This is a genomic window from Saccharopolyspora spinosa NRRL 18395, from assembly GCF_000194155.1.
Lineage (GTDB): Bacteria > Actinomycetota > Actinomycetes > Mycobacteriales > Pseudonocardiaceae > Saccharopolyspora > Saccharopolyspora spinosa.
This window is the reverse complement of sequence record NZ_GL877878.1, coordinates 3,371,908-3,392,562: the sequence shown is the minus strand read 5'-3', so window position 1 is coordinate 3,392,562 and position 20,655 is coordinate 3,371,908. Positions and strand designations below refer to the sequence as shown.

Here is a 20,655-nt window from a genome sequence, read left to right as displayed (position 1 = left end):
CCCGCGCGTCGGTTGCACCGGATGTTGCCGGACGGGTCGCCCGGCGACTGGTGGCTGGTGGCCGGGCTGGTCGCGCACGCCGGACTGGTGACCGTGCTGCTGATCCCGATGCAGGACTGGCCACTGGCGACGGGACTGGCGCTGGCCGAGGCGCTGCCGGTGCTGTGGCGGCGGACCAATCCGGCGGGTGCACTCGTGGTGCACCTGCTGGTCAAGCCGCTGACGTACCTGGCGGACATTCCGGTGGGCGAGCTGGCCTGGCTGGTCCTGATGCACGCGGTGGGGCGGTACCTGCGCTGGCGGGTCGGTCTGGTGCTGCTCGTGGCCACCTGCGCGCTCGTTCCCGCGCTGCTGCTGGTGATCTCGCCAGCCGCGGCGCGTAGTCCCGGGATGCCGATCGGTGTGCTGCAGCTGGCCATTTCCTGGGGCCTGGGCTGCGCCGGGCGAGCTGCGGCGGGCAGAAGACTGCTGATGCGGAGGCGCCACGAACGGGAACGGTTGCGCGTACTGATCGACGCGCAGCGCGGGCGGATCGGCAGTGAGTTGCACGAGGTGGTCACACGGCGGCTGCGCGCCATCGCGACCACGGCCGGTTATCTCGAAGAACGCTCGACGGTGCCAGTGGCGGACTTGCGTGCGTTGCGGGAGGAATGCAGGGACACGCTCACCGTGCTGCGGCGCATGCTCGGGCTGTTGCGCACGACCGAGTCGGAAACCTCGGCCGAGCCGGAAACCGGCGCCGACGAGACGCGGCGGAGGGGGCCACGGCCCTGGTGGTACCGCCTGCTGCCAGCGCCCGCGGATGCGGCGCTGGTGGTCGCCCTGTTCCTAGGTGCGGTCGCGGTGCACGCGTGGTCGTCCTACTTCGCGGTCACGGGCGGCAGCGAGGCGATCTCCGCCCTGCTGTACCTGCCGTCCACGCTGAGCCTGCCGAGCACCACGACGACGCTGGCGCTCCTACTGCCGCAGCTGGCTCCGCTGGCCTGGCGGCGGCGGTCTCCCGCGCTGGGCCTGGTTGTCGTCACGCTCGGGGTGACGACGGGTCCGCTGGTGGGCAGCAACCACGTGGTCGGCACGCTCGCGTGGCTGTTGCTCGTCTATTCAGCGGGGGCTTGGGGGAGGTCGCTGCACGCCGCACTTTGCATCCCGGTCGCGCTGGTCATCTGGGCGTTCGGAACGAAGGGCGCGGCCGACGCGCCAGCTCCGGCGCCGAACACCGAGATGTATACCGCCTTGCTGTTCTGCGGCCTGTATGTCGCCGGGCGGGTACGCGGGCGCTTCCGCGTGCTGGCGGACAGCGCGGCGCATTACGCGGCGGACCGCCGGATCAGGGAGCGGCTGCGGCAGGAACGCAACCGGGTGGCACGGCAACTGCACGACCACGTTTCCCATCACGTGTCCGGAATGGTGGTGCAGGCCGGGGCGATCCGGTTGCTGGCGCGGCAACGGCCGGAGCTGATCGGCGAAACCCTGCGGGATATCCGGGAAAGTGCGCATGCCGCACTCGCCGCGCTGCCACGACTGCTGCGCGCCCTGGATCCCTCCGGGGCGCGCCCGGAGGGTGTCTCCGAGCGGCTGGGCGAAGGTGAACTGGGGGAGTTGGTCGCCCCGCTGCGCCAAGCCGGCGCCGAGGTGTCGGTGCGGTTGTGCGGTGACCCCGGCAACGCCTCCCGGGAGCAGGCCGCGCTGGCCGCGCGGATCATCCGGGAGTCGGTGCGCAACGTGCTGCGACATGCCGGGCCGAGCGCGACCCGGGTGTTGGTGGAATGCCAACCCAACCACACCGTGGTCGAAATCGTCGATTCTGGACCGGAGAGCGGATTCGTCGGGGACCGGGGTTGCGGTCACGGGATCGCGGGGATGAACGAACGAGTGGCGTTGGTGGGTGGTCGGTTGAACGTCGGCCCCTACGAGTCGGGTTGGCGGGTGCACGCGCTCCTGCCCAACTGGCAGGCCCCGGAGGCTGATCTTTGGGCGTAACCTGTCCATCTTGGACTCCAGCTGGCGGGATTGGGTTGGCATATCGAGACAAGGCATTCGCGAGAGAGCTTGCCGGGGAACTCGGAGTCCAGGCGCGAGTCCAACTTCACCTACCGCCTGAGTGTCTCCGGATGGCCTCGTCCTCGGGGAGGAGGAAGGCGCAGATCCCCTGCCGTGAACTGGGCTTTCGGTTCGGGTGGAAATCGTTCGCGCGGCCGAGGCGGGATTCGCTTTCCCGGGGATAACGTTTAGAACGAACCGGCTGGTAGTCGAACCGGTTCCCCGGAAACACCAAAACCGAGGAGGTTCGAACATGCTCTCCGAGAACGTTCAGGAAATCGACCTCAACATCGACATGGAGACCCTGTCCGCGCCGGGCGCTGGCAATCTCGGCAACAACGTTCACGTGCAGGCCGGCCCGATCACCGTGGGCACGACCTGCTGGGGCACGCCGTGTCCCAGCGCGAACACCGTCTCCTGCTGAGCAATCAGGCTTCAGGGCAGTGCCGAGATGCGCCAGTCCACCCCGGAAAGGATGTCGGAGCGGCGGCATCTCGGTCGTAGCAGGAAGTGCGGCGGCCGGCCGTCCCGGTCGCCGCATCCTCCCCAGTCCCCGGAGGGCGTGATGAGCAGCGGAGTAGCGAACCTCGCGGCATCCGGCGCGCCGACCACGGCCGCCACCGCTGATCCCCGGCCACCGCTGGGGCTGCTGGAGTACCTCGACCTCGCCGAGGGCAAGACGGTCCGGGAGAAGCGCGAGTCCGCCTTCGCCGCTGCGCTGCTGGCCGATCGGCTGGGATACCGGCGGCTCTGGCTGCCCGAACATCACGCGCTGGGCACCCCGAGCACCAATCCGGCCCAGTTGGCGGCCGTGCTCGGCAGCCACACCAGCCAGATCAGGATCGGTACCGCCGTGACCCTGGTGCGCGTGCGCGACCCATACCAGGCCGCCGAGGATCTGGTGACCGCCGGATTTTTCTGCGGCGAGCGGCTCGACGTCGGATTCGGCCGCGGCGACGTGATCGGTCCGTGCGCCGAGGCCCTGGATCACCTGCGTAAGGACGACGTGGGAACCGACGCGGCGATCGGCACGGTGATCTCGTTGCTGGATTCCGGGTGCGAGTGGATCGACCCGTTGGAGACCCCGTACCAGCGCTGGATGCACGGCTCGGGCACGCGGTCGGCGGCGCTGGCCGGACGAGCCGGCTTCTACTACTGCCACGCCCTGTTCTTCAACCCGGACGTGGACGCCTGCACGCGGACCCTCGACGCTTACCGCGCGGCGTTCCCGGCCGGCCGCAACGCGGTCGCGATCGGCGTGGTCGCCAACGACGATCCACGGCGGGCCAAAGAGGACAGCCTGCGGTTCGGGCTCCGGATCAACTGCGTGGGCAGCGCCGAGCAGTGCGCCGACGCGATCCACCGGCTGCGCGCGATGACCGGCGCGGACGAGGTGATCATCACCGAGCAGTCCAGCGATCCGGAGGACCACCGCCGCGCGCTGACCGACATCTTCGCGGCGGTGGCGGACGGGCCGCGGGTCAAGCGGAGGAGGGCAGATCGCTGAGCGGGGAATCCTTCGCCCTGGCCAGGATCGCGCTGCTGAGCGTGGAGCGGTCCGTGCGCCTGATGGCCGAACAGGACCTTGACGATCCGGTTGCGAGCATGGCGATTTCGCTGGCATCCGGGCCGCATGTGTTGCGGGAGAGCGCGACGAAGGAGCGCGCGCGGGAGTCGGTGATCCGCTATGTGGCCAGGATGGGCGGTCGGGCCACACCGTACGGGTTGTTCGCCGGAACCGCTCCAGTTTCCTTCGGTGCGCAACGAGACTTGGCATTGCCCGAGTACGCCGGGCACCGGGCTCTGGTGCGGGTGGACATCGACGCGCTGGACGGCGTGTTGCGCGCCGCCCTGGACGAGGTCGAGTGGGATCGCTGGCCGCTGCGGCGGAATCCGTTGGCGCGGGTGGAGGGTGGCGGCCTGCGCTACGCCAAGTCCGGTGACGGCAGCTCGGACGTGGTCACGGTGCGGCTCACCCCGGTGATCACCGAGATCCTGCGGCTGCTGGACGGGCCGCCGCTGCTGGGCGCGGAACTGCTGACGGCGCTGCGGAAGTGGAACTCCTCCCTGCCCGAGGACAAACTACGTCCATTCCTGGCGCGATTGGTCGACAGCGGGCTGTTGCTGCGGGCCGTGGACCTGATCGAGCCCGGGGTGGAACCCGCCGAGCGCGCGGCCGCGATACTTGAGCACGCGGGTGCCACGGCGGGTGCCGGCGCACTGCGCAAGCTGCACCACGCGGGCTGCGGGGTGCACGAGCTGCGTCCGGATCTGCTCGGCAGGTTGGATTCGGCCTGGCAGGCCGCGGGGGAACACATCCCGGCGCTGGCCGGGACCAAGCAGGCCCAGCGGTTCGACGTCCAACTGGCACTGGGCATGACGGCGGCCACCCTCGACCACCGCACCGTCGACGAGCTGCGGGACACCGTGCTGCGACTTGCGGCGCTGTCCGGTGGGAATGGTGGGGACGGGCTGGAGGCGGTGCCGGAAGCCTTCCACATGAACGAGTTCAGAGCCACGTTCCAGGCTCGCTACGGCGACGCCGAGGTCCCGCTGCTGGCCGCGTGCGACCTGGAATCCGGGGCGCTGAAGTCCTGGCACCGCACGGTGTCCGGGCTCGCCACCGAAGCCGGAGTGCGCGCGGAAGGCGATCCCACGGCATCGCCGGTGAACCCGAAGCTGCTCGGCGTGCTGGACCGATGGTTGCAGGACGGAGCCGAGGGGACTGGCGTGGACATCGCTGACTTCCCGGCGGCCGAACGTTCCGGCAGTCGGGCCGTGCTGGCGCTGCTGCTCGACGACTACCAGGGTCGGTACCGAAGCATGCTCGTCGGCGGCGTCGGCCGGTCTCCGCTGGCCCTGATGACCCGGTTCGCACTGGGAAATCCCGAACTCCAGCGGCGCTTCCGGGAGTGGATGTCCACCGAAGACACCGAAGACACCGAAGACACGGAAGACGGCTCCTGGCCGATCCACGCCGAGCTCGTCTACCACCCCGGCGGTCGGATCGGCAACGTCCTGGTGCGGCCTCGCATCCTGGACGACGCGATCGCGCTGACCGGCGGCGCTGGCGGCACCATCGGGCTGGACCGGTTGCTGATCCAGCTGCGGGGCAACGAGTTCCGGCTGCGGGACTCGGCCACCGGACGACCGGTGCTGGTCGAGTTGAACACCGCGCACAACGTCGATTTCTTCGGCCTCGACCCGGTGTACGCGGTCCTGGGCCACCTGGCCTCCTCTGGCGGGGTCGGCTGGTCCTGGGGCCCGCTCGCCGCGCTGTCGCACCTGCCGAGGGTGACCAGCGGCGCGGTCATCGTGGCACCCGAGCAGTGGCGGCTGACCTGGTCCCGGCTGCGCGCGGCGCGCGGCGCGGAGGATCCCGCCGCGGCCCTGCGCGACCTGCTGCCCGGCATCGGCGACCGCCGCTGGGTGGGCATCGGCCAGTACGACCAAGTGCTTCCCGTGGACCTCACCCACGCCGCGTCGGTGCGGGCCGCGCTGGGCCGGGAAACCGAGGCCGAGCACGTGCAGCTGGTGGAAATGCCGCAGATGGAGGCGCCGGCGGTGCGCGGACCGGACGGTCGGCACGTGGCCGAAGTGGTCGTCCCGCTCGGGCCGATGTGGCGCACCCCGCCGTCCGCGGGCTCCGGGCAGGACCGGTTCACCACGGACCACGGGAAGTCCTGGGTGTACGCGAAATACCACTGTGGACAGTCCGCCGCCGACGTGATCATCCAGCGGGCTCGGCGGCTGGCCGCCCAGCTGGACGAGGCCGGCGCCATCACCGACTGGTTCTTCCTGCGCTACGCCGAGGGCGGCTACCACCTCCGGCTGCGGATGCGGCCGGTGCGGCAGGAGCTGCGGGCCACCGTGCTCGCGGCCCTCGACGAGCTCGGCGCCATCCTGCAGCGGGAAGGCCTGGTCGGCCGGGTCGAGATGGACGACTACGTCCCGGAAATCGCCCGCTATGGCGGCGCGGAAGGCCTGCCGCTCGCCGAGCGGCTGTTCACCGCGAGCAGCGATCGGGTGGCCGGGTTCCTCGCCACCGGGCCGAGCGAGGAACAGCGGCTGTACCAGGCCGTGGCCGACATCCTGCACTGGACCTCGGTGCTGTTCGACTCGGCCGACGGCGAGCACGAGTTCCTGAAGCTCTGCGGCGGCGGGCTCGGCGTGACCTTCGCCAGGACCGGCAACGCGCACGGCAAGTTCGCCAGGGCGCACGACGCGGCCCTGACGGAGCACCTGAGCCGGGCCGAACCCGACGAGGACGTCGCCAAGGCGCTGACCGAACTCGCGGTGTCCGCCCGGGCGCGGCTGCCCGAGCGTCGGGCGTGGCAGGTGCTCGGCTCCGCGCTGCACCTGCACTGCAACCGGATGTTCGCCTTCGACGCGGTGCGGCTGGAGTACCTGGCCTACGAGTTGGCGCTGCGAAAGGTCCGGCAGCACAAGGCACGGGCGCAACGGCCCGGGAAAGGGGCGTGAGCAGGTGCGAGCCGCCGAGCTTCTGCGACTGGCCAGGACGCTGTACGACGACGCCACCGAGCGCGTCGAGGCCGAACCGAGCTTCCCGTTGCTGCTGGACCAGGCACTGCTGGCCGTCGAGTTCAGCCGCGCGCTCGACGAGGACTTCGAACCGAGGCTCTGGCTCAGTCAAGCGCTGGGCATGCTGCGTTCGGCGGGCGGCACCGGGCCGTGGCTGTACCGCGGGGCCGCTCAGGCGGGCTGGACGGCGATCCAGGTCGCGGACTTCTGCGGCACCGAGGTCGCCGGCCTGGCGCCGATCGACGAGATCGCGCTGCGGTGGATCGTGGACTACCCCGAGACTATGGACGTCGACCTGCCGATGGGCCTGCTCGGCCTGGGCGTCTACGGGCTGGCCCACCCCGACGCGGCGGCGCGGGAGAAGCTGACCAGCGGCGTGCTCGACGTGATCGACCGCCGGGCCGAACGGGACGGGGACGCGCTGTTCTTCCGCGTCAACGACACCGAACCGCGGCGGCGGGAAGGCTCGGTTGGCTGCCGGTTGCTCGGGATGGCGCACGGAGCCGCCGGGATCGTGTCCTACTTGGCCTCCGCCGCGCTGTCCGACACGGGCGCGGCCGCGCGGGCCCGCACGCTGCTCGACGAGGCCGTGGCCTGGCTGCTGCGCTGGCGCAGCGACGACTTCCCGCACGGGGTGTTCCCGCACCGGGTGGAAACCCGCTACCAGCCGGCCCGACCGACCTGGTGTTCGGGAGATCCCGGGGTCGCGCTGGCGCTGTCCGTGGCGGCACGGGCCACCGGGTCCGCGGAGCTCACCGAGCTGGTGTGCGCCGTGGCCGCGAAGGTCGTCAGCCAGCCCCCGGAGCACTGCCGGGTGCTGGACGGCTGCATGTGCCACGGCGCGGCTGGCCTGTGCTGGTTCGGCACCAGGATGCACGCCGACTTCGGCGTCCCCGGGGCGTCGGAGTTCGCCGCGCACTGGGCCGGGCATCTGGACCGGGAGCGCGCCGCCGGGCCGCTGCGGTACTTCTGTCCCGCGGGCATGATGCCCAACGCCTCCTTCCTGGAGGGCGATGCGGGTGCGGCGCTGGCCCTGCTGCACGCGGCGACCGGCGTGCCGCCCTGTTGGGAAGAACTCCTGCTGGCCACGCCGATCTCGCCGCGGAACCGCTAGCCAGCATGCCTAGATCACATCAGTGGACCGTGCGGTTGCTGCGCTGTTGCTGGCAGCACCGTTGGCTGACCGTCGTCGTCGTGGCGTCGGCCGCGCTGGGCACCGGGCTGGCCGGGCTGCTGCCGCTGATCATGCGGGCCGGAGTGGACGCGGCCGTGGCCGGACAGACCGGGACCGTCGGCCCGTTGGTCACCGCGCTGCTCGGAATCGCGGTGGTCCAGTTCGCGGCCTCGTTCGTCCGCCAGTTCTCCGCCGGCAAGCTCGCGCTGGACGTGCAACACGACCTGCGCATCGCCGTCTTCGGCTCGTTGCAGCGACTGGACGGACAAAAGCACGACGCGCTGCGCACTGGCCAGGTGATGTCCCGGGCGAACCTGGACCTGCAGCTGGTGCAGGGGCTGCTGGCGATGGCGCCGCAAGCACTGGGCAGCCTGGTGCTCATCGTGGTTTCGCTGGCCGCCATGCTCTGGCTCTCGCCGTCGCTGGCGGTGATCGCGCTCGCGTTGCTGGCTGCCTCTGCCGTGGTTACCGCCCGGGCAAGCCGGCGGCTGTATCCGGCGACGTGGGCGGTGCAACAGCGCAACGCGGAGATCTCCCAGCATGTCGAGGAAACCGTGACGGGCGTCCGAGTCGTCCGAGGATTCGCCCAGGAACAGCGTGAGATCGGCACGCTGCGCGCGCTCAGCGAGCGGCTGTTCGGCGAGCGCATGCGGGTGGCCCGGATGCAGTCCGGCCCCGGGGCCTGGCTCGGCATCCTGCCCCCGCTGGGGCAGGTGGCAGTGCTGCTGCTGGGCGGCTGGCTCGCCGTCCGCGGCGGCGTCAGCGTCGGTTCCTTCCTGGCGTTCTCCAGTTATCTGATCACGCTGACCGCGCCGGCCGGAACACTGTCCAATGTGGTCCTCGTAGCTCAGCAGGCGCGCCCGGCGGTGATACGGGTGTACGAGCTGATCGACACCCACGCGGAGGTGCGGGACGCACCCGACGCCCGCGATCTACCGGACGGACCGCTCGGCGTGACGCTGGCGGCCGTCGAGTTCGGCTACACCCGCGACGAGCCGGTGCTCGCGGGCCTTTCGCTGCGGGTGCGTCCTGGTGAAACCGTCGCCCTGGTGGGCGGTTCCGGGTCCGGGAAGTCGACGGTGGCGCTGCTGCTGTCCCGGTTCTACGACGCCACCGGCGGCGATATCCGGATCGGCCCGCCGGGAGCCGAGACGGATGTCCGCTCGGTGCGGTTGGACGCGCTGCGGCGCGCGGTCGGCGTCGTATTCGAGGAGCCCTTCCTGTTCTCCCGCAGCATCGCGGAGAACATCGGCTACGGCGTGCCCGACGCCGACATGCCCGCGATCCGCGCCGCAGCCAGCGCTGCCGGAGCCGACGAGTTCATCAGCGCGCTGCCTCAGGGCTACGACACCTTGGTCGGCGAGCGCGGGCTGACGCTGTCCGGCGGGCAACGGCAGCGAATCGCGCTGGCCCGCACCCTGCTGACCGACCCGCGCGTGCTCGTGCTCGACGACGCGACCTCGGCGGTGGACACCGCCACCGAGGCGTGGATCAACGCCAAGCTGCGCTCGGTAACGGCCGAGCGCACCACTCTCGTGGTCGCACACCGGCGTGCGACCCTCGCGCTGGCCGACCGCATCGCCGTGCTGGACCGCGGCCGGGTGGTGGACGTCGGCACCGAGCGGGAACTGCGGGCCCGCTGCCCGCTGTTCACCGAACTGCTGGCCGCATCAGCCAACCGGATCGACGAGTCACTCGCGACCGGTGCGACCGGTGACCTGTGGCCGCACCCCGAACTGGTCCGCAGCGTCCTGGACGACCCGGCCGCGGCCGACGCCGCCGAGCACGACCCGGACCTGGTCGCCCAGGCGCACCGGCTACCCCCCCGCCGCCGACCGGCCATCCACCGCCGCCGATCCGCCGGACGACGACCGCACCGGTTTCTGGCGCATCCTGCGTCCCGCGCGCTGGCTGCTGGCGCTGGCCTTTGGCCTGATCGCCGCGGACGCGGTGGCCACCACCGCGTTGCCCGCGCTGATCCGGTTCGGCGTGGACCACGGCGTGCTGACCAGGCAGCTGCACGTGGTGTGGGCAGTCGCCGGGGTGGCGCTGGTGGTCGTGGCGCTGAACTGGCTGGTGCTGTTGCACCAGCCCAGGGCAACCACGCGCGGCGGGGAGAGTGTGCTGCTGGCGATGCGGATGCGCAGCTACCGCAAGCTGCAACGGCTCGGGCTGGACTACTACGAGCGTGAGCCCGGCGGCCGGATCATGACCAGGATGACCGAGGACATTGCGGCGCTGTCGTCCTTCGTGGAGGGTGGGCTCACCGTCGGCGTGGTGAACCTGGCGACCGTGCTGGCCATGCTCGTCGCCATGCTGCTGATCGACGTCGGGTTGGCGTTGACCGGCATGGTGGTGCTGCCGATCGTGCTGGTGGCCACCCTGGTGTTCCGGCACTACTCGAACCTGATCTACCACCGGTCGCGGGAACGGGTCGGCGAGGTCAACGCCGATCTGCAGGAGAACGTGGCTGGACTGCGCACCTCGCAGGCCAACGGCAGGCAGCAGCGGGCGACCAGCCGGTTCGCCAGGCTGTCCAACCGGTACCGGCAGACCAGGGTCGGCGCGCAGCGATACATCGCGCTGTACTTCCCGTTCGTCACGCTCATGGCCGAGACGGCGACCGCGCTGGTGCTCGGATTCGGCGTGCACCGCGTCGTTGTCGGCACGCTGACGCCGGGGGTGCTGATCGCGTTCCTGCTCTACCTCACGCTGTTCTTCGCGCCGTTCCAACAGCTGTCCGTGGTGTTCGACAGCTATCAGCGGGCCAAGGTCGGCGTGCGGCGGGTCGGCGAGCTGCTGGACACGCCGACCTCGGTGCCGCAGGCGCCGGAGGCCGTCCCGGTGCCAGGGCGGTTGCGCGGCGAAATCGACCTGTGTGGTGTGGGTTATCGCTATCCCGGGTCGGCTGCTCCGGCGGTGTCCGGGCTGGGCCTGCGGATGCGGCCGGGGGAGCGGATCGCGTTGGTTGGTGCGACCGGGTCGGGGAAGTCCACCGTGGTGAAGTTGCTGGCCAGGATGTACGACCCGAGTGAGGGCTCGATCACCGTCGACGGGGTCGAACTGCGGGAGTACGACACGGCCGGCTACCGGGGCCGCCTCGGTCTTGTCCCGCAGGAGCCGCATCTGTTCAGCGGGGACGTGGCGGCCAACGTGCGCTATGGCCGCCCGGACGCAAGCGACGCCGAGGTGACTGCGGCGGTGCGGAAGGTCGGCGCGCTGGACGTGGTCGCTGCGCTGCCCGGCGGATTCCGGTTTCAGGTCGGCGAACGTGGCCAGCGTCTGTCCACCGGGCAGCGCCAGCTCATCGCGCTGGCCCGCGTCGCCCTGGTGCGGCCGGACATCCTGTTGCTGGACGAACCCACCGCCGCGCTGGACCAGGCGACCGAGGCGGCAGTGCTCGCCGCGTACGACCGGCTCTCCCAGGGCCGCACGACGGTCCTGGTCACCCACAGGTTGTATACCGCGGCCCAGGCAGACCGGATCGTGGTGCTGGACCAAGGCCGGATCGTGGAGACCGGTACGCATGAACGACTGCTGGGCAAGGGCGGGGCGTACGAACGGCTGTGGCGGCACGGGATCGAAAACGGCGCCGTCACGGCATAAGACTCTGAGGTCATCGCAGAACAGCGTGCGCGGCGGTGCCGTACGGGTCGTGGGTACTTTGGGCCTATAGATAACGACCTTTTGTTGCACCACCGTTATGCGGGACTTTACTGTGCGTACTACTTCTACTGGAGAAAAGTTGGCTGCGACGGATGCCCGGCTCGGCCAACAGGAACCGAAATGGTGCCAGCCTGGTATGGGTTAGTCCTCCGCTTTGTGGTGGTCGTCTTTATGGTCGGATTCCCAGAATTCCATAACTTCTTGGTTGCCTTTCTTGTCGGGATCCCAGAAGTCAATCACTTGGTCGAGGTCCCAGACGAAATAGAGGGGCTTGTAGTCGCTTTCCTTTAGCTGTGCGTTATTCAGCCGGTTTGAACACCTCGGAAAGAACAACGGCCCCGACCGAGTAAGATCGTTTTCCTACCACAGAACACGACTTACAGGTGGGACCGTTGCGCTACCAGTCTACTACAGGACTTGCCGCTGATCAGATCGAGGAGCTCGTCGTCCGCATCTGGCAAATCGTCCAATGTCCATACGTCGGCGTGCTCGGTGTCTTCGCCGGCCTTCCTGTCTTCGGTGAACCAAGCGACCGGGGAGCGAGCGCGTTCGTCGAGCACTGCGCTGCGAGGGGTGCGGATCGGAAGTCCGCAATGATGGCGTTCAGTGGGCGACTTCCTTTCTGCGTAGCCGTGCGAGTTCTGCCGGGCAGCGCGTGCACGGCGCTGGGATGCTCCGCGTCGGATCCGGCGGGAACAAGCTGATCAGAGGAACGCCGCATAGGGCGTGGGTTGCGCCAGATTGGATGTAGTGGGCGACATTGTCTGCGCTGATCAGCTTCCGGCAGGAGTGGGCGCTAACCGGCTCACCATCGTGGTGGTGGGCCGCGGTAGGTCCTGGTCGGCGACCATCCATGCAGGGCCGTGAGCATCGTGCTCGTGTTGCGCGACGATCTCTCTGCGGAGATGGCCCTGGCGGTTTCGATCAGGTGGAACGATCGGCGGGTTTGTGACTCCATCCCGTCGAAGTCGATCCGGTCTGCGGCTTGGATCGCTTCGTGGGGTTTCGCAAGATCGGCCAGCATCGTGACGGTGTAGGCGTCTACCATGCTCCGACCAAACCGCAGCCACGGGTGCACATAGCCCTCCGGCATGGCCTTGGCGGCTTGGTTGGCAATGTCCCAGTGCCGCCAGGCATCGCCTTCTCGCCCGAGTCTTGCGAAGCTCAATGCGCAGGCGAGGTGTAGTAGCCCGTACGAAGCACGTTCGGTGTCGGAACGGCCGGGGTCGAGCAGGCGTGCGGTGTCGAGGGCGAGCGCAACGCGGGATTCGGCTGCCTGTCCGGCGTCGCGGAAGACGTGGTTGAGGTACCACGTCGCCGCGCTGATAGCGGCCGGATCGTCGGCTCCCATCGCGGCGGTCATGGCGCGGTCTCCGCATAGGTAAACCAACTCGGGCGCAGGTTGAAACGATAGGTAGAGCTGCGCGAGGTGGTAAGTCTGCGCTTCGGCGGCAAGCACTGCGCGTCGGTCGTTTCCCTCGGCGCGGGGCGCGCCGATACGCACATCGTGGAGCAGCGTCGGCAGGAGCCCGGCGACTGCGGCGCTGCCTGGCTGCGCCGTGCCATAGCTGCCACGCCTGCCTGATTCGGCCCGTCAAGCTATCCACGTTCACGGGTTCGTCGCCGCTGGGGGCGATCGGGTAGCTGGTTATGGCATGGCTAATGTCCGGCAGCCGTTCGTGAGCCGATTTGCCGAAGTGGATAGCGGCAAGTCTGGCGTCACCAGTCAACTCGGCAATATCCACACCCAAGGTGTCGGCGAGCAGTAGCAGCATGGAAGGACGCGGCATCTGATAGTCGCCGCGTTCGAGACGTTTGAGCCATTCCGGGCCGCGTCCGACCAAGCCAGCGAGGACAGGCCGGGAAAGGCCGGCACGGTTGCGGAGCGCCTTCAGACGGTTGCCGAATGAGGACTCTTGGGGAGCGAACTCAGTCACGAGTGATCACCTCATCTACCGGGGCCTCGCACGCCGGACCCCCACGGCGTCCCCTGGGGGGCGTTCTCTCCCGGCAAGGAGGTAGATCGAGCGTAGCGGCGTGAGTGCAGCAGGTGAACCGTTGCCCGGAGTTCGGCAGTCGCTCCGACGAGGCTAGGGCAGTGGCGGTTCCGTGGAAGTTTTAGGCGACGTGTGGTGCCATAGCTTCGACGAATGGGGGTGGCGGTTGGGTGGCTGGGTGCGGTTTCCCGTTGACCTGCCGGGGGTCTGGGGCGGCGAGCGTCCCAGGCGTTCGTGATCGAGCCGGACGTTGATCGAGCGGGTGCTCACTGGTCTTGGTCTCGGTGTGTCTCTTCGTGGGGTATGGGCCACCCGTGAAATGGCGGATTCGCAGTCCCATTGAGCAAGGCTGCGAGGTCGCGGCGCAGTTCCTTTTCGGTGTCGTACGAGACAGTCACCTCGGGACGCCCCGGCACGCGGAAGGTGACGCGCCAGGTGTCGGTGGGCGTCCGTTCGATCCGCATTAGAAGTTCGTGCCCTGTCCTCCAGCGGATAACTGTCCCGTTCACGGCGTGCTGCTCCCCTGCTCGTACGGGATTTACGTTATGCGTCGAGACGGTCGCGCGGCAGAGTCCTTCGCCCGGGAGTGCCAGCCGGGGCCACTTGACCGAGCCCGCGACCTATCGACTCCTGGAGTGGCGAGGCCGGATTTGACAGGCACCTCTGAGGAGCTCCCTACGCCGTCCGAAGGTGGTCGCCAGGGTTGCGCGGGCGCGGTCGGCCGCCAGGCCGCAGGCACAACGGCGAAGCCCTGGCTGCCCGCTCAGCGACGAACCCCCGCCCTTCCGCGCTGGAAGGACGGGGGTTTGCGGTGGGGAGGTCACGTTCGCAGGTCGCGATCGTCGACCAGGACGCTGCGGTGCGGGTCAACCGGAATCTCCGGTGTCGGGAAGGTGCTGCGGGTGATCGGCGATCCACGTCCATGCGGTCCACGGGCCGTGTCACGGCCGGTGGTGCCAGGCGTTTTCACGCCCGCCCTGGGGCACGTCATCCGCCCACGGCGTCTTCGGCCTCCCAGCGCAGCAGGTCACCCGGCTGGCACTTGAGCACCTCGCAGAGCGCGGCGAGCGTCGCGAAGCGCACCGCCTTGGCGCGGCCGTTCTTGAGTACCGCCAGGTTCGCGGGTGTGATCCCTACGCGGTCCGCGAGCTCGCCCACGGACATCTTCCGCCTGGCCAGCATCACGTCGATGTCGACGGCGATCGGCATCAGATCACCTCGTCCAACTCGGCCTGCATCTGCGACGCTTCGACATCGCGCGCGACGGCCTGGGCGAGCAGCATCCGCAGCACGAGCACGATGAGCGCGACCCCAAGGATGGCCACGCCAATCCCGCCCATGATGACGGTGACGCCCGGGTCGGCCCGCTGGCCCGGCGCATTGAGGACCGTGACCGTGAACCACACGAGCGCAGCCGCCACGATCGCGCCGATCACGACGTCCACGTACCGGAAGGCGGCGTGGGAGAACACGGTTCCGCGTCGCACCATCGTCACCAGCCGCCATATGCAGACCAGGGCGACCTGGGCCGACACCATGCCCAGGATCGTGACCACGCGCAGCGGGGTCAGCGGTAGCGACCCGTCCTCCGGGTCGGTGGCCAACGCCAACACCATCAAAGCCTGTACGAACACGGTGCCGGCGAGCACCACCACGAGCACGGCGCGCAGCGCACCCACTGTCAGCTTTCCCATGACCCAACTTTCCATCGAGTTACGATGAGAATCTATCGAACTTCGATAGATGAAGCAAGGGCTGGGACGGAGGGTGGGCCTCGGTTTCGCACCGTGGCGGGACGCCACCGCCCAGGCATGGCGTTCGCGCGAACCGTCTTGATCTTGTCGAAGTCGGCCTCGCTTGGGCGCAAATCGGATGCCACCCGACTACGCCGAGGCCCTGCTCACGACCCGTTGCAGCGTCACCAGGTGACCGGAAGGCGGTGCAGGCCGTAGATGGACATGGCCTCCCGGCGTGGCACTTCCTTGGGCGGCACCGCAAGTCGCAGCTCGGGAAACCGCCGGAGCAGTGCGGTGTAAGCAACGCGCAGCTCGATCCGGGCCAGCTGGTGACCGAGGCAGAAGTGCGCGCCGTGACCGAAGGACAGCTGCCCGGGCTGGTTGCGGTTGATGTCCAGGACGTCCGGGGCCGGGAACTGGGCCGGGTCGCGGTTGGCCGCAGGCAGCGAGAGCATCACCGCCTCACCGGCGGCGATCCGGTAGCCGTGCAGGTCGACATCCTCCCTGACCACCCGAAGCATGCCGAACTGCATGATCGTCAGGTAACGCAGCAGTTCCTCGACCGCCCCGTCGGCCCGTTCCCGATCTGCCCTCAGGAGGGCCAGTTGCTTCGGATGGCAAAGCAGGGCGAACACCCCGAGCGAGAGCATGTTCGCGGTGGTCTCGTGCCCGGCGACGAGCAGCAGGAACGCGATGGAGGTCAGTTCCGCGTCGGTGAGGTCGCCGGCGCCGATCAAGCCGCTGAGCAGGTCGTCGGCGGGGCAGCGGCGCTTCCGCTGGACCAGGTCGGCGAGGAAGCGGCTGATCTCCGCCGACGCCGTGGCCACGCGCTCCTGGCCGGACGCCAGGTCCACCATGATGGCGGTGTTGCGCTGGAAGACCTCGCGGTCGGCGTAGGGCACGCCGAGGAGTTCGCTGATCACGAGGGAGGGAACGGGCAGCGCGAAGTGCTGGACCAGGTCCACCGGATGCGGCCGATTTTCCAGCGCGTCCAGGCATTCCTCGGTGATCGCCTCGATCCTCGGGGTCAGCTGGATCATCCTGCGCTGGGTGAACTGCCCGATCAGCAGCTTGCGGTACCGGGTGTGCCGAGGCGCGTCCATGCGGACGAAGAACCCCGGTGCCGCCGGTTCCGGCCGAGGCTGCCCCGGCGGAAGCTTGCGCAGCTCGTGCCGCGCGCTGAAGCGGTTGTCCGTGAGCACCTCGCGCACCACCGAATAGCCGGTGATCAACCAGCCGTTGGTGCCGTCCGGAAAGCGCAGCGGGCTGATCGGTGCCTGCTCGCGCAGCGACCCCAACTCCTCCGGCGGGTTGAAGACGTGCCGCCGCCGGATCGGTAGGGCCGCCGGTTCCGGCTCGATCGCGGTCACCTTCCGGCTCCGCGACGGCGTCGCTGGCGTTCGGCCGCCGCCAGCGCGGTGACCAGCGTGGGGTGGTAGCAGGTGCGGAAGATGTAGGTGGCAGCCCGGTCCTCGGTCCGCTGCGCCAACACCTCGGGCCGAAATGGCGGCCCGGGAATCGCGCCGCCATCCAGCTGCGCGGCCGCCAGCCCGCACCAGCCTTCCAGGACCGCCGGATTGTCGGCGATGCCCACGATCTCCGCGCACAGCAACAACTCGGCCGTCAGGTCGAAGTGCTCGGCAGCCAGGAAACCGGCCAACATGCTGTGCACCGCCGCGGCCAGCTTGTCCCGCTCGGCGGCGTCACGGAAGGGCAAGCTCCGCGCGGCCATGTCGGTGGCGTAGAACAGGATGTGAGTGAATTCGTAGGCGTCTTCCTCGGTGGCGGACGTCGGATCGAGATCGGCCACGCCGCACGCGCCGTAGAGTTCGGCCCGTTCCGGCATGGCATGGCGGAGTTCGCACAGCTCCAGGGCGTAACCCACTTCGAGACGACCGCGCGCCGAACCGATGTCGCTGCCGGGATCGCCGTCCAGGGCATCGACCAGCTCTTGCGCTGCGGCGAGCGGCTCCCGCGGGCTTCGGCCCAGCCGATGCATCAGGCCGAGCAGCCAGAGCCGGTACGGAAAATGAATGTCCACTAGGGACAGATCGGTGCGGAACTCCTCGTGGTGCACGACCCGATCCGCGATGTCCAGTGCTGCCTCGAGGAACTCGGCGTGGTGCGCGGCCTGCGGCCCTCGACGCAACGACCGGCACAGCAACAGCAGTTCCAGGATCGTGGTGCCGGGAAACGCGCGCGGCGGGAAGTGCGCGTCCCAAGTGTCCGGTTCGAACCATGCCAGATGCGCGCCGAGCCAGTCCAACGCCTCGTCGAGGACCGCAGACTCGTCGAAATCCTGGGCGATGGGCGGATGCCGCACCACGACCGCATCCCCCATCCGACAGCCTCCCAACCCGCCACCACGACAATCCCAGCAACCACGCTAGCCGTGCACCGCTGCCGAAACATCGTTCTGGAGAACGAGCCAACCTCCTCCCCGAGAACGACTCCGCTGACGGCAGGCGTGTGCGCATCGGGAGCGTGCCCAGCCACAAAACCCTGGGGTACGCAAACTCCCGGTACCTGCAGCGCGTCGGAAGAACCGCTTGGGAGACCGGATCGCCACGCGCGGACGCAAGACGAACGCACTGACCGTCACCATCGTTGCGGGATCTTCCCCATGCAACAAAGGCGAACCGACCCTGCTTGCTGCGATCAGCAGACCTAGGACACTCCGGCGCATTGGGGTACCAGACGCGGTATCTTCACCGCTTTCTCGGCAGTCCCGGCTGCGGTAGTCGCGTTTGCGGACCCCGTGGCCGCAGGTGGCGGTGATTTGGCCGTGGAGGCTGGCGGCCGTAGGGCGGGGAGGTCAGCTGGAGGTTGATGCGGCCGGTGTAGGCGCTGGCGGGCGCGGCGGGCGTCGCCCGCTGCGGATCGCCTCTGCGCAGCAGCAGGGTGGCCACCGATCATGGGTGACCACCCCGCCGCTTACCATTCGGTTTTTCTTGCCGGGCCTTGTGGTTACATGGTGTTGCTCCTCTGATGCTGAAAGTGTCAGAGCGGCCGGGCGTACCGACCGCGAACGGAAGGCACTGGGTGATTGTGTGGCTTCCGGTCAGTCGTTGAGCAGGTCGATTGCCACCTCGGCCATGATCTGTACGCCGAGGGTGCAGTCCTCGGGCAGTGACCACTCCTCAGGGGAGTGCGAGATGCCGTCACGTTGGCTGCGGACGAACACCATCGCGGTCGGGCAGATCGTGGCGAGTTGCTGTGCGTCGTGCCCGGCGCCGGACCAGAGCCTGCGCCCTGGCAGGCCGTGAGCCTCGATCCGGCCGGCCACCCGGTCCACCATGCCCGGATCGAACGTAGCGGGCGCGGTTCGGGACATTCGCTCACAGGTGGTCAGCTCGCAGCCGTAGGTCAGGGCGGCGTCTTCGGCGAGAAGGCGGATTGCGCTTTCGGCCTTCGCGAGCACCGCCTCCTCCGAGGCGCGCAGGTCGACTGTCAGGGTTGCCGCTGCTGGCACGACGTTGACCTGTTGCGGGAGGGTGTTCATCGCACCGACTGCCACGGTGAGGCCGGGATGATCGTCGGTGAGGGCGTGCAAGCGCAGCCGCAGCGCCGACATGGCCAGTCCGGCGTCCCGGCGCATTTCCATCGGGGTCGCGCCGGCGTGTGCTGCGGCACCCGTGAGCGTAATCCGGATCCACGAGGTGCCAACGACTCCGGTGACTGCGGCTACGGGAAGATTTTCCCGTAGCAACACCGGGCCCTGCTCGATATGTGTTTCCAGATATGCGTGCGGCGGGCGGTCGACCAGCAGTGGCGCGGTGCCGAGCAGACCGTGCACGCGCAGTTCGTGCTCGACGGTTCTCCCTTCGGAGTCGGCGATGGCCAGTGCCTCCTCCGGTCCGAGCAGTCCACATGCGACGGACGAACCGAGCAAGTCGCGGCCGAAGCGCGTGCCTTCCTCGTCGGTGAACACCGCGACGGCGAGCGACCGGCGCGGGCGGGGACCGGCCGCCACCGCGCGCAGCACTTCTACGGCGCCGAGCACACCGAGGCAGCCGTCAAACCGGCCGGCGTTGACCACGCTGTCCACATGCGAGCCGAGCAGGACGGGGGACAGGCCGGGGTCGGTGCCCGGCAGGATCGCGATGGTGTTGCCGATGGCATCGTGGTTGATTTCGCAGCCGGTCTCGGCCAGCCAGGACTCCACCAGACGCCGGCCCTGCGCGTCCGCCTCGGTAAGCGCCAGCCTGGTGACCCCACCGCCGGTTGCCCTGCCGACCACGGACAGTTCGGCCAACCGTTGCCAGAGGGACTCGCCGTCGATCTCCGGCACGGTGGTGCGGCGGTACGTCCCGGTCATGAGACCACCAGCAGTTCGGGTGCGGCCCTGGTGGTGAGCAGCTCGGCGCCGTCTTCGCGGATGACGATGTTCTCTTCGTGCACCATCATCCTGCCGGGCGCGAACTCCATGCCTGGCTCGATGGCCAGCACGGTGCCCGCTTCCAGTACCGTTTCGTCGTCCGGGTGGTTGCTCGGTGGTTCGGTGAGCTGGAGGCCCAGCCCGTGCCCGAGCCTGCCCACGTTGTTGCCTGCCGAGCCGGCCGCGGCCAGTTCGTCGGCCATCACCTTCCACAGGTCGCACACTCGGACCCCTGGACGGGCGGCCGCGATGCCGACTTCGGTGGCGCGCCACACGGCTTCGTAGGCTCGGCGCACCGCGTCGTCGGCCGTGCCGATCGCCCAGTTGCGGTCGAAGTCGCAGAAGTAGCCGTCGAAGACCGTGCCCGTGTCGATGATGAGCACGTCACCGGTGTCCAGTGCCCGGTCGGTGGGCCCCATGATGATGTTGTCGTAGCCGCCAGGACCGGACACGCCGATCAGGTAGGGACTGGTGTCGGCGCCCCGCGCGATCAGGTCGGCACGCATCCGCTGCACCACGGAGCGCTCGGTGTCACCTGCCCGGATCAGTTCGGGGACGCGGGCATAGGCGTCCGACGCGAGTTGGCAGACGAAGCGGATCTTGTCGATCTCGAGGTCGGACTTGACGTGTCGGCAGTACCGGATCACCGCAGAGCCATCGGTGATGGTCACGCCCGCTCGGGACGCGATTTCCGGCAGTTGTCCGGCAGGCATCCGCAGCTGCAGTTCGGGGCCTAGCTCGGCGCCGACGGTGCCGCCCGTGCCGGCCAGCTCGCGCAGGGTGCCGGCTAGCAGACTGACCCCGTCATCACCGGGGTTGGGCGCGGGCCACGTGCGCACGTCGGTGACCCAGGTGGCACGCATGCCCGGCTCACCGATCTCGGGGATCACCGCGACCGGGGCGCCTGCCGCAGGCACCACCACGTACCAGGGTCGGGTCGGGCTCTCCCAGAACTGGGTGTCGAAGCCGGTGAAGTAGCGCACCTGCTGGGGTGCGGTCACCAACAGGGCGTCCAGGCCGTGCTCGCGCATCGCGCGCTGTGCCCGGGCAGCCCGCTGTTCGAACTCGGTGGCGGGGAAGCCCCGCGGCGGGGTTTTCACAGAAATGGCGGTCATAGCGCCT

Annotated in this window: 13 protein-coding genes and 2 pseudogenes; 7 read left to right on the top strand and 8 right to left on the bottom strand. The window is 69.2% G+C overall.

Annotated elements, in window-relative coordinates; genetic code table 11:
* Positions 1-21 precede the first annotated feature (21 nt).
* The 6 genes and pseudogenes from SSPN_RS44180 (at position 22) to SSPN_RS62695 (ending at position 11,362) form a co-directional block, all read left to right on the top strand.
* A complete protein-coding gene (locus SSPN_RS44180) occupies positions 22-1,980 on the top strand; it encodes an ATP-binding protein (RefSeq protein ID WP_143539574.1) in 1,959 nt (652 codons plus the stop codon).
* Positions 1,981-2,293: 313 nt separating this feature from the next.
* The gene (locus tag SSPN_RS57715) at positions 2,294-2,464 is read left to right on the top strand and encodes a hypothetical protein (RefSeq protein ID WP_010696305.1); all 171 of its coding nucleotides are present in this window, start codon (positions 2,294-2,296) and stop codon (positions 2,462-2,464) included.
* A 141-nt stretch (positions 2,465-2,605) separates the two neighbouring features.
* A complete protein-coding gene (locus tag SSPN_RS0116700; protein WP_010696304.1) occupies positions 2,606-3,547 on the top strand; it encodes an LLM class flavin-dependent oxidoreductase in 942 nt (313 codons plus the stop codon).
* A 62-nt stretch (positions 3,548-3,609) separates the two neighbouring features.
* Positions 3,610-6,522: a lantibiotic dehydratase gene (locus SSPN_RS0116695; protein ID WP_237710651.1), complete on the top strand. Its 2,913-nt coding sequence runs from the start codon at positions 3,610-3,612 to the stop codon at positions 6,520-6,522.
* A gap of 4 nt (positions 6,523-6,526) precedes the next feature.
* On the top strand, positions 6,527-7,696 hold the full coding sequence (locus SSPN_RS0116690; RefSeq protein ID WP_010696302.1) for a lanthionine synthetase LanC family protein: 1,170 nt from the start codon (positions 6,527-6,529) through the stop codon (positions 7,694-7,696).
* Between the two features lie 5 nt (positions 7,697-7,701).
* Positions 7,702-11,362, top strand: a pseudogene (locus SSPN_RS62695) (ABC transporter ATP-binding protein).
* Positions 11,363-12,227: 865 nt separating this feature from the next.
* Here SSPN_RS62695 and SSPN_RS59850 read toward each other — a convergent pair.
* The gene (locus SSPN_RS59850) at positions 12,228-12,785 is read right to left on the bottom strand and encodes a hypothetical protein (RefSeq protein ID WP_049887608.1); all 558 of its coding nucleotides are present in this window, start codon (positions 12,783-12,785) and stop codon (positions 12,228-12,230) included.
* 66 nt (positions 12,786-12,851) lie between these two features.
* On the opposite strand from SSPN_RS59850, the gene SSPN_RS59845 reads away from it, so the two are divergent.
* Positions 12,852-13,007 carry a hypothetical protein gene (locus SSPN_RS59845; protein ID WP_237710566.1) on the top strand — a complete coding sequence of 52 codons (156 nt, stop codon included), beginning with the start codon at positions 12,852-12,854 and terminating at the stop codon, positions 13,005-13,007.
* A gap of 154 nt (positions 13,008-13,161) precedes the next feature.
* Here the strand turns inward: SSPN_RS59845 and SSPN_RS62690 are convergent.
* From SSPN_RS62690 to SSPN_RS0116635, 7 genes and pseudogenes are all read right to left on the bottom strand, one after another.
* Positions 13,162-13,359: pseudogene (locus SSPN_RS62690) on the bottom strand (helix-turn-helix domain-containing protein); the annotation flags it as partial.
* A gap of 1,047 nt (positions 13,360-14,406) precedes the next feature.
* Complete coding sequence (locus SSPN_RS0116660) at positions 14,407-14,628, bottom strand: helix-turn-helix domain-containing protein (RefSeq protein WP_010696297.1); 222 nt, start codon at positions 14,626-14,628, stop codon at positions 14,407-14,409.
* Entirely contained in the window at positions 14,628-15,113 is a 486-nt protein-coding gene (locus SSPN_RS0116655; RefSeq protein WP_010696296.1) for a DUF2975 domain-containing protein, read from the bottom strand. The genes SSPN_RS0116660 and SSPN_RS0116655 overlap by 1 nt, the downstream gene beginning before the upstream one ends.
* Before the next feature lie 224 nt (positions 15,114-15,337).
* Positions 15,338-16,525, bottom strand: a complete 1,188-nt coding sequence (locus SSPN_RS0116650) for a cytochrome P450 (protein ID WP_010696295.1) — start codon at positions 16,523-16,525, stop codon at positions 15,338-15,340.
* Positions 16,522-17,496 (bottom strand): DUF6895 family protein, encoded by a 975-nt coding sequence (locus SSPN_RS44160; protein ID WP_010696294.1) that lies wholly within the window; start codon positions 17,494-17,496, stop codon positions 16,522-16,524. The genes SSPN_RS0116650 and SSPN_RS44160 overlap by 4 nt, the downstream gene beginning before the upstream one ends.
* 720 nt (positions 17,497-18,216) lie before the next feature.
* Entirely contained in the window at positions 18,217-19,473 is a 1,257-nt protein-coding gene (locus SSPN_RS0116640) for a M20 family metallo-hydrolase (protein ID WP_010696293.1), read from the bottom strand.
* The gene (locus SSPN_RS0116635; RefSeq protein ID WP_010696292.1) at positions 19,470-20,648 is read right to left on the bottom strand and encodes a M24 family metallopeptidase; all 1,179 of its coding nucleotides are present in this window, start codon (positions 20,646-20,648) and stop codon (positions 19,470-19,472) included. The genes SSPN_RS0116640 and SSPN_RS0116635 overlap by 4 nt, the downstream gene beginning before the upstream one ends.
* Positions 20,649-20,655: the final 7 nt, after the last annotated feature.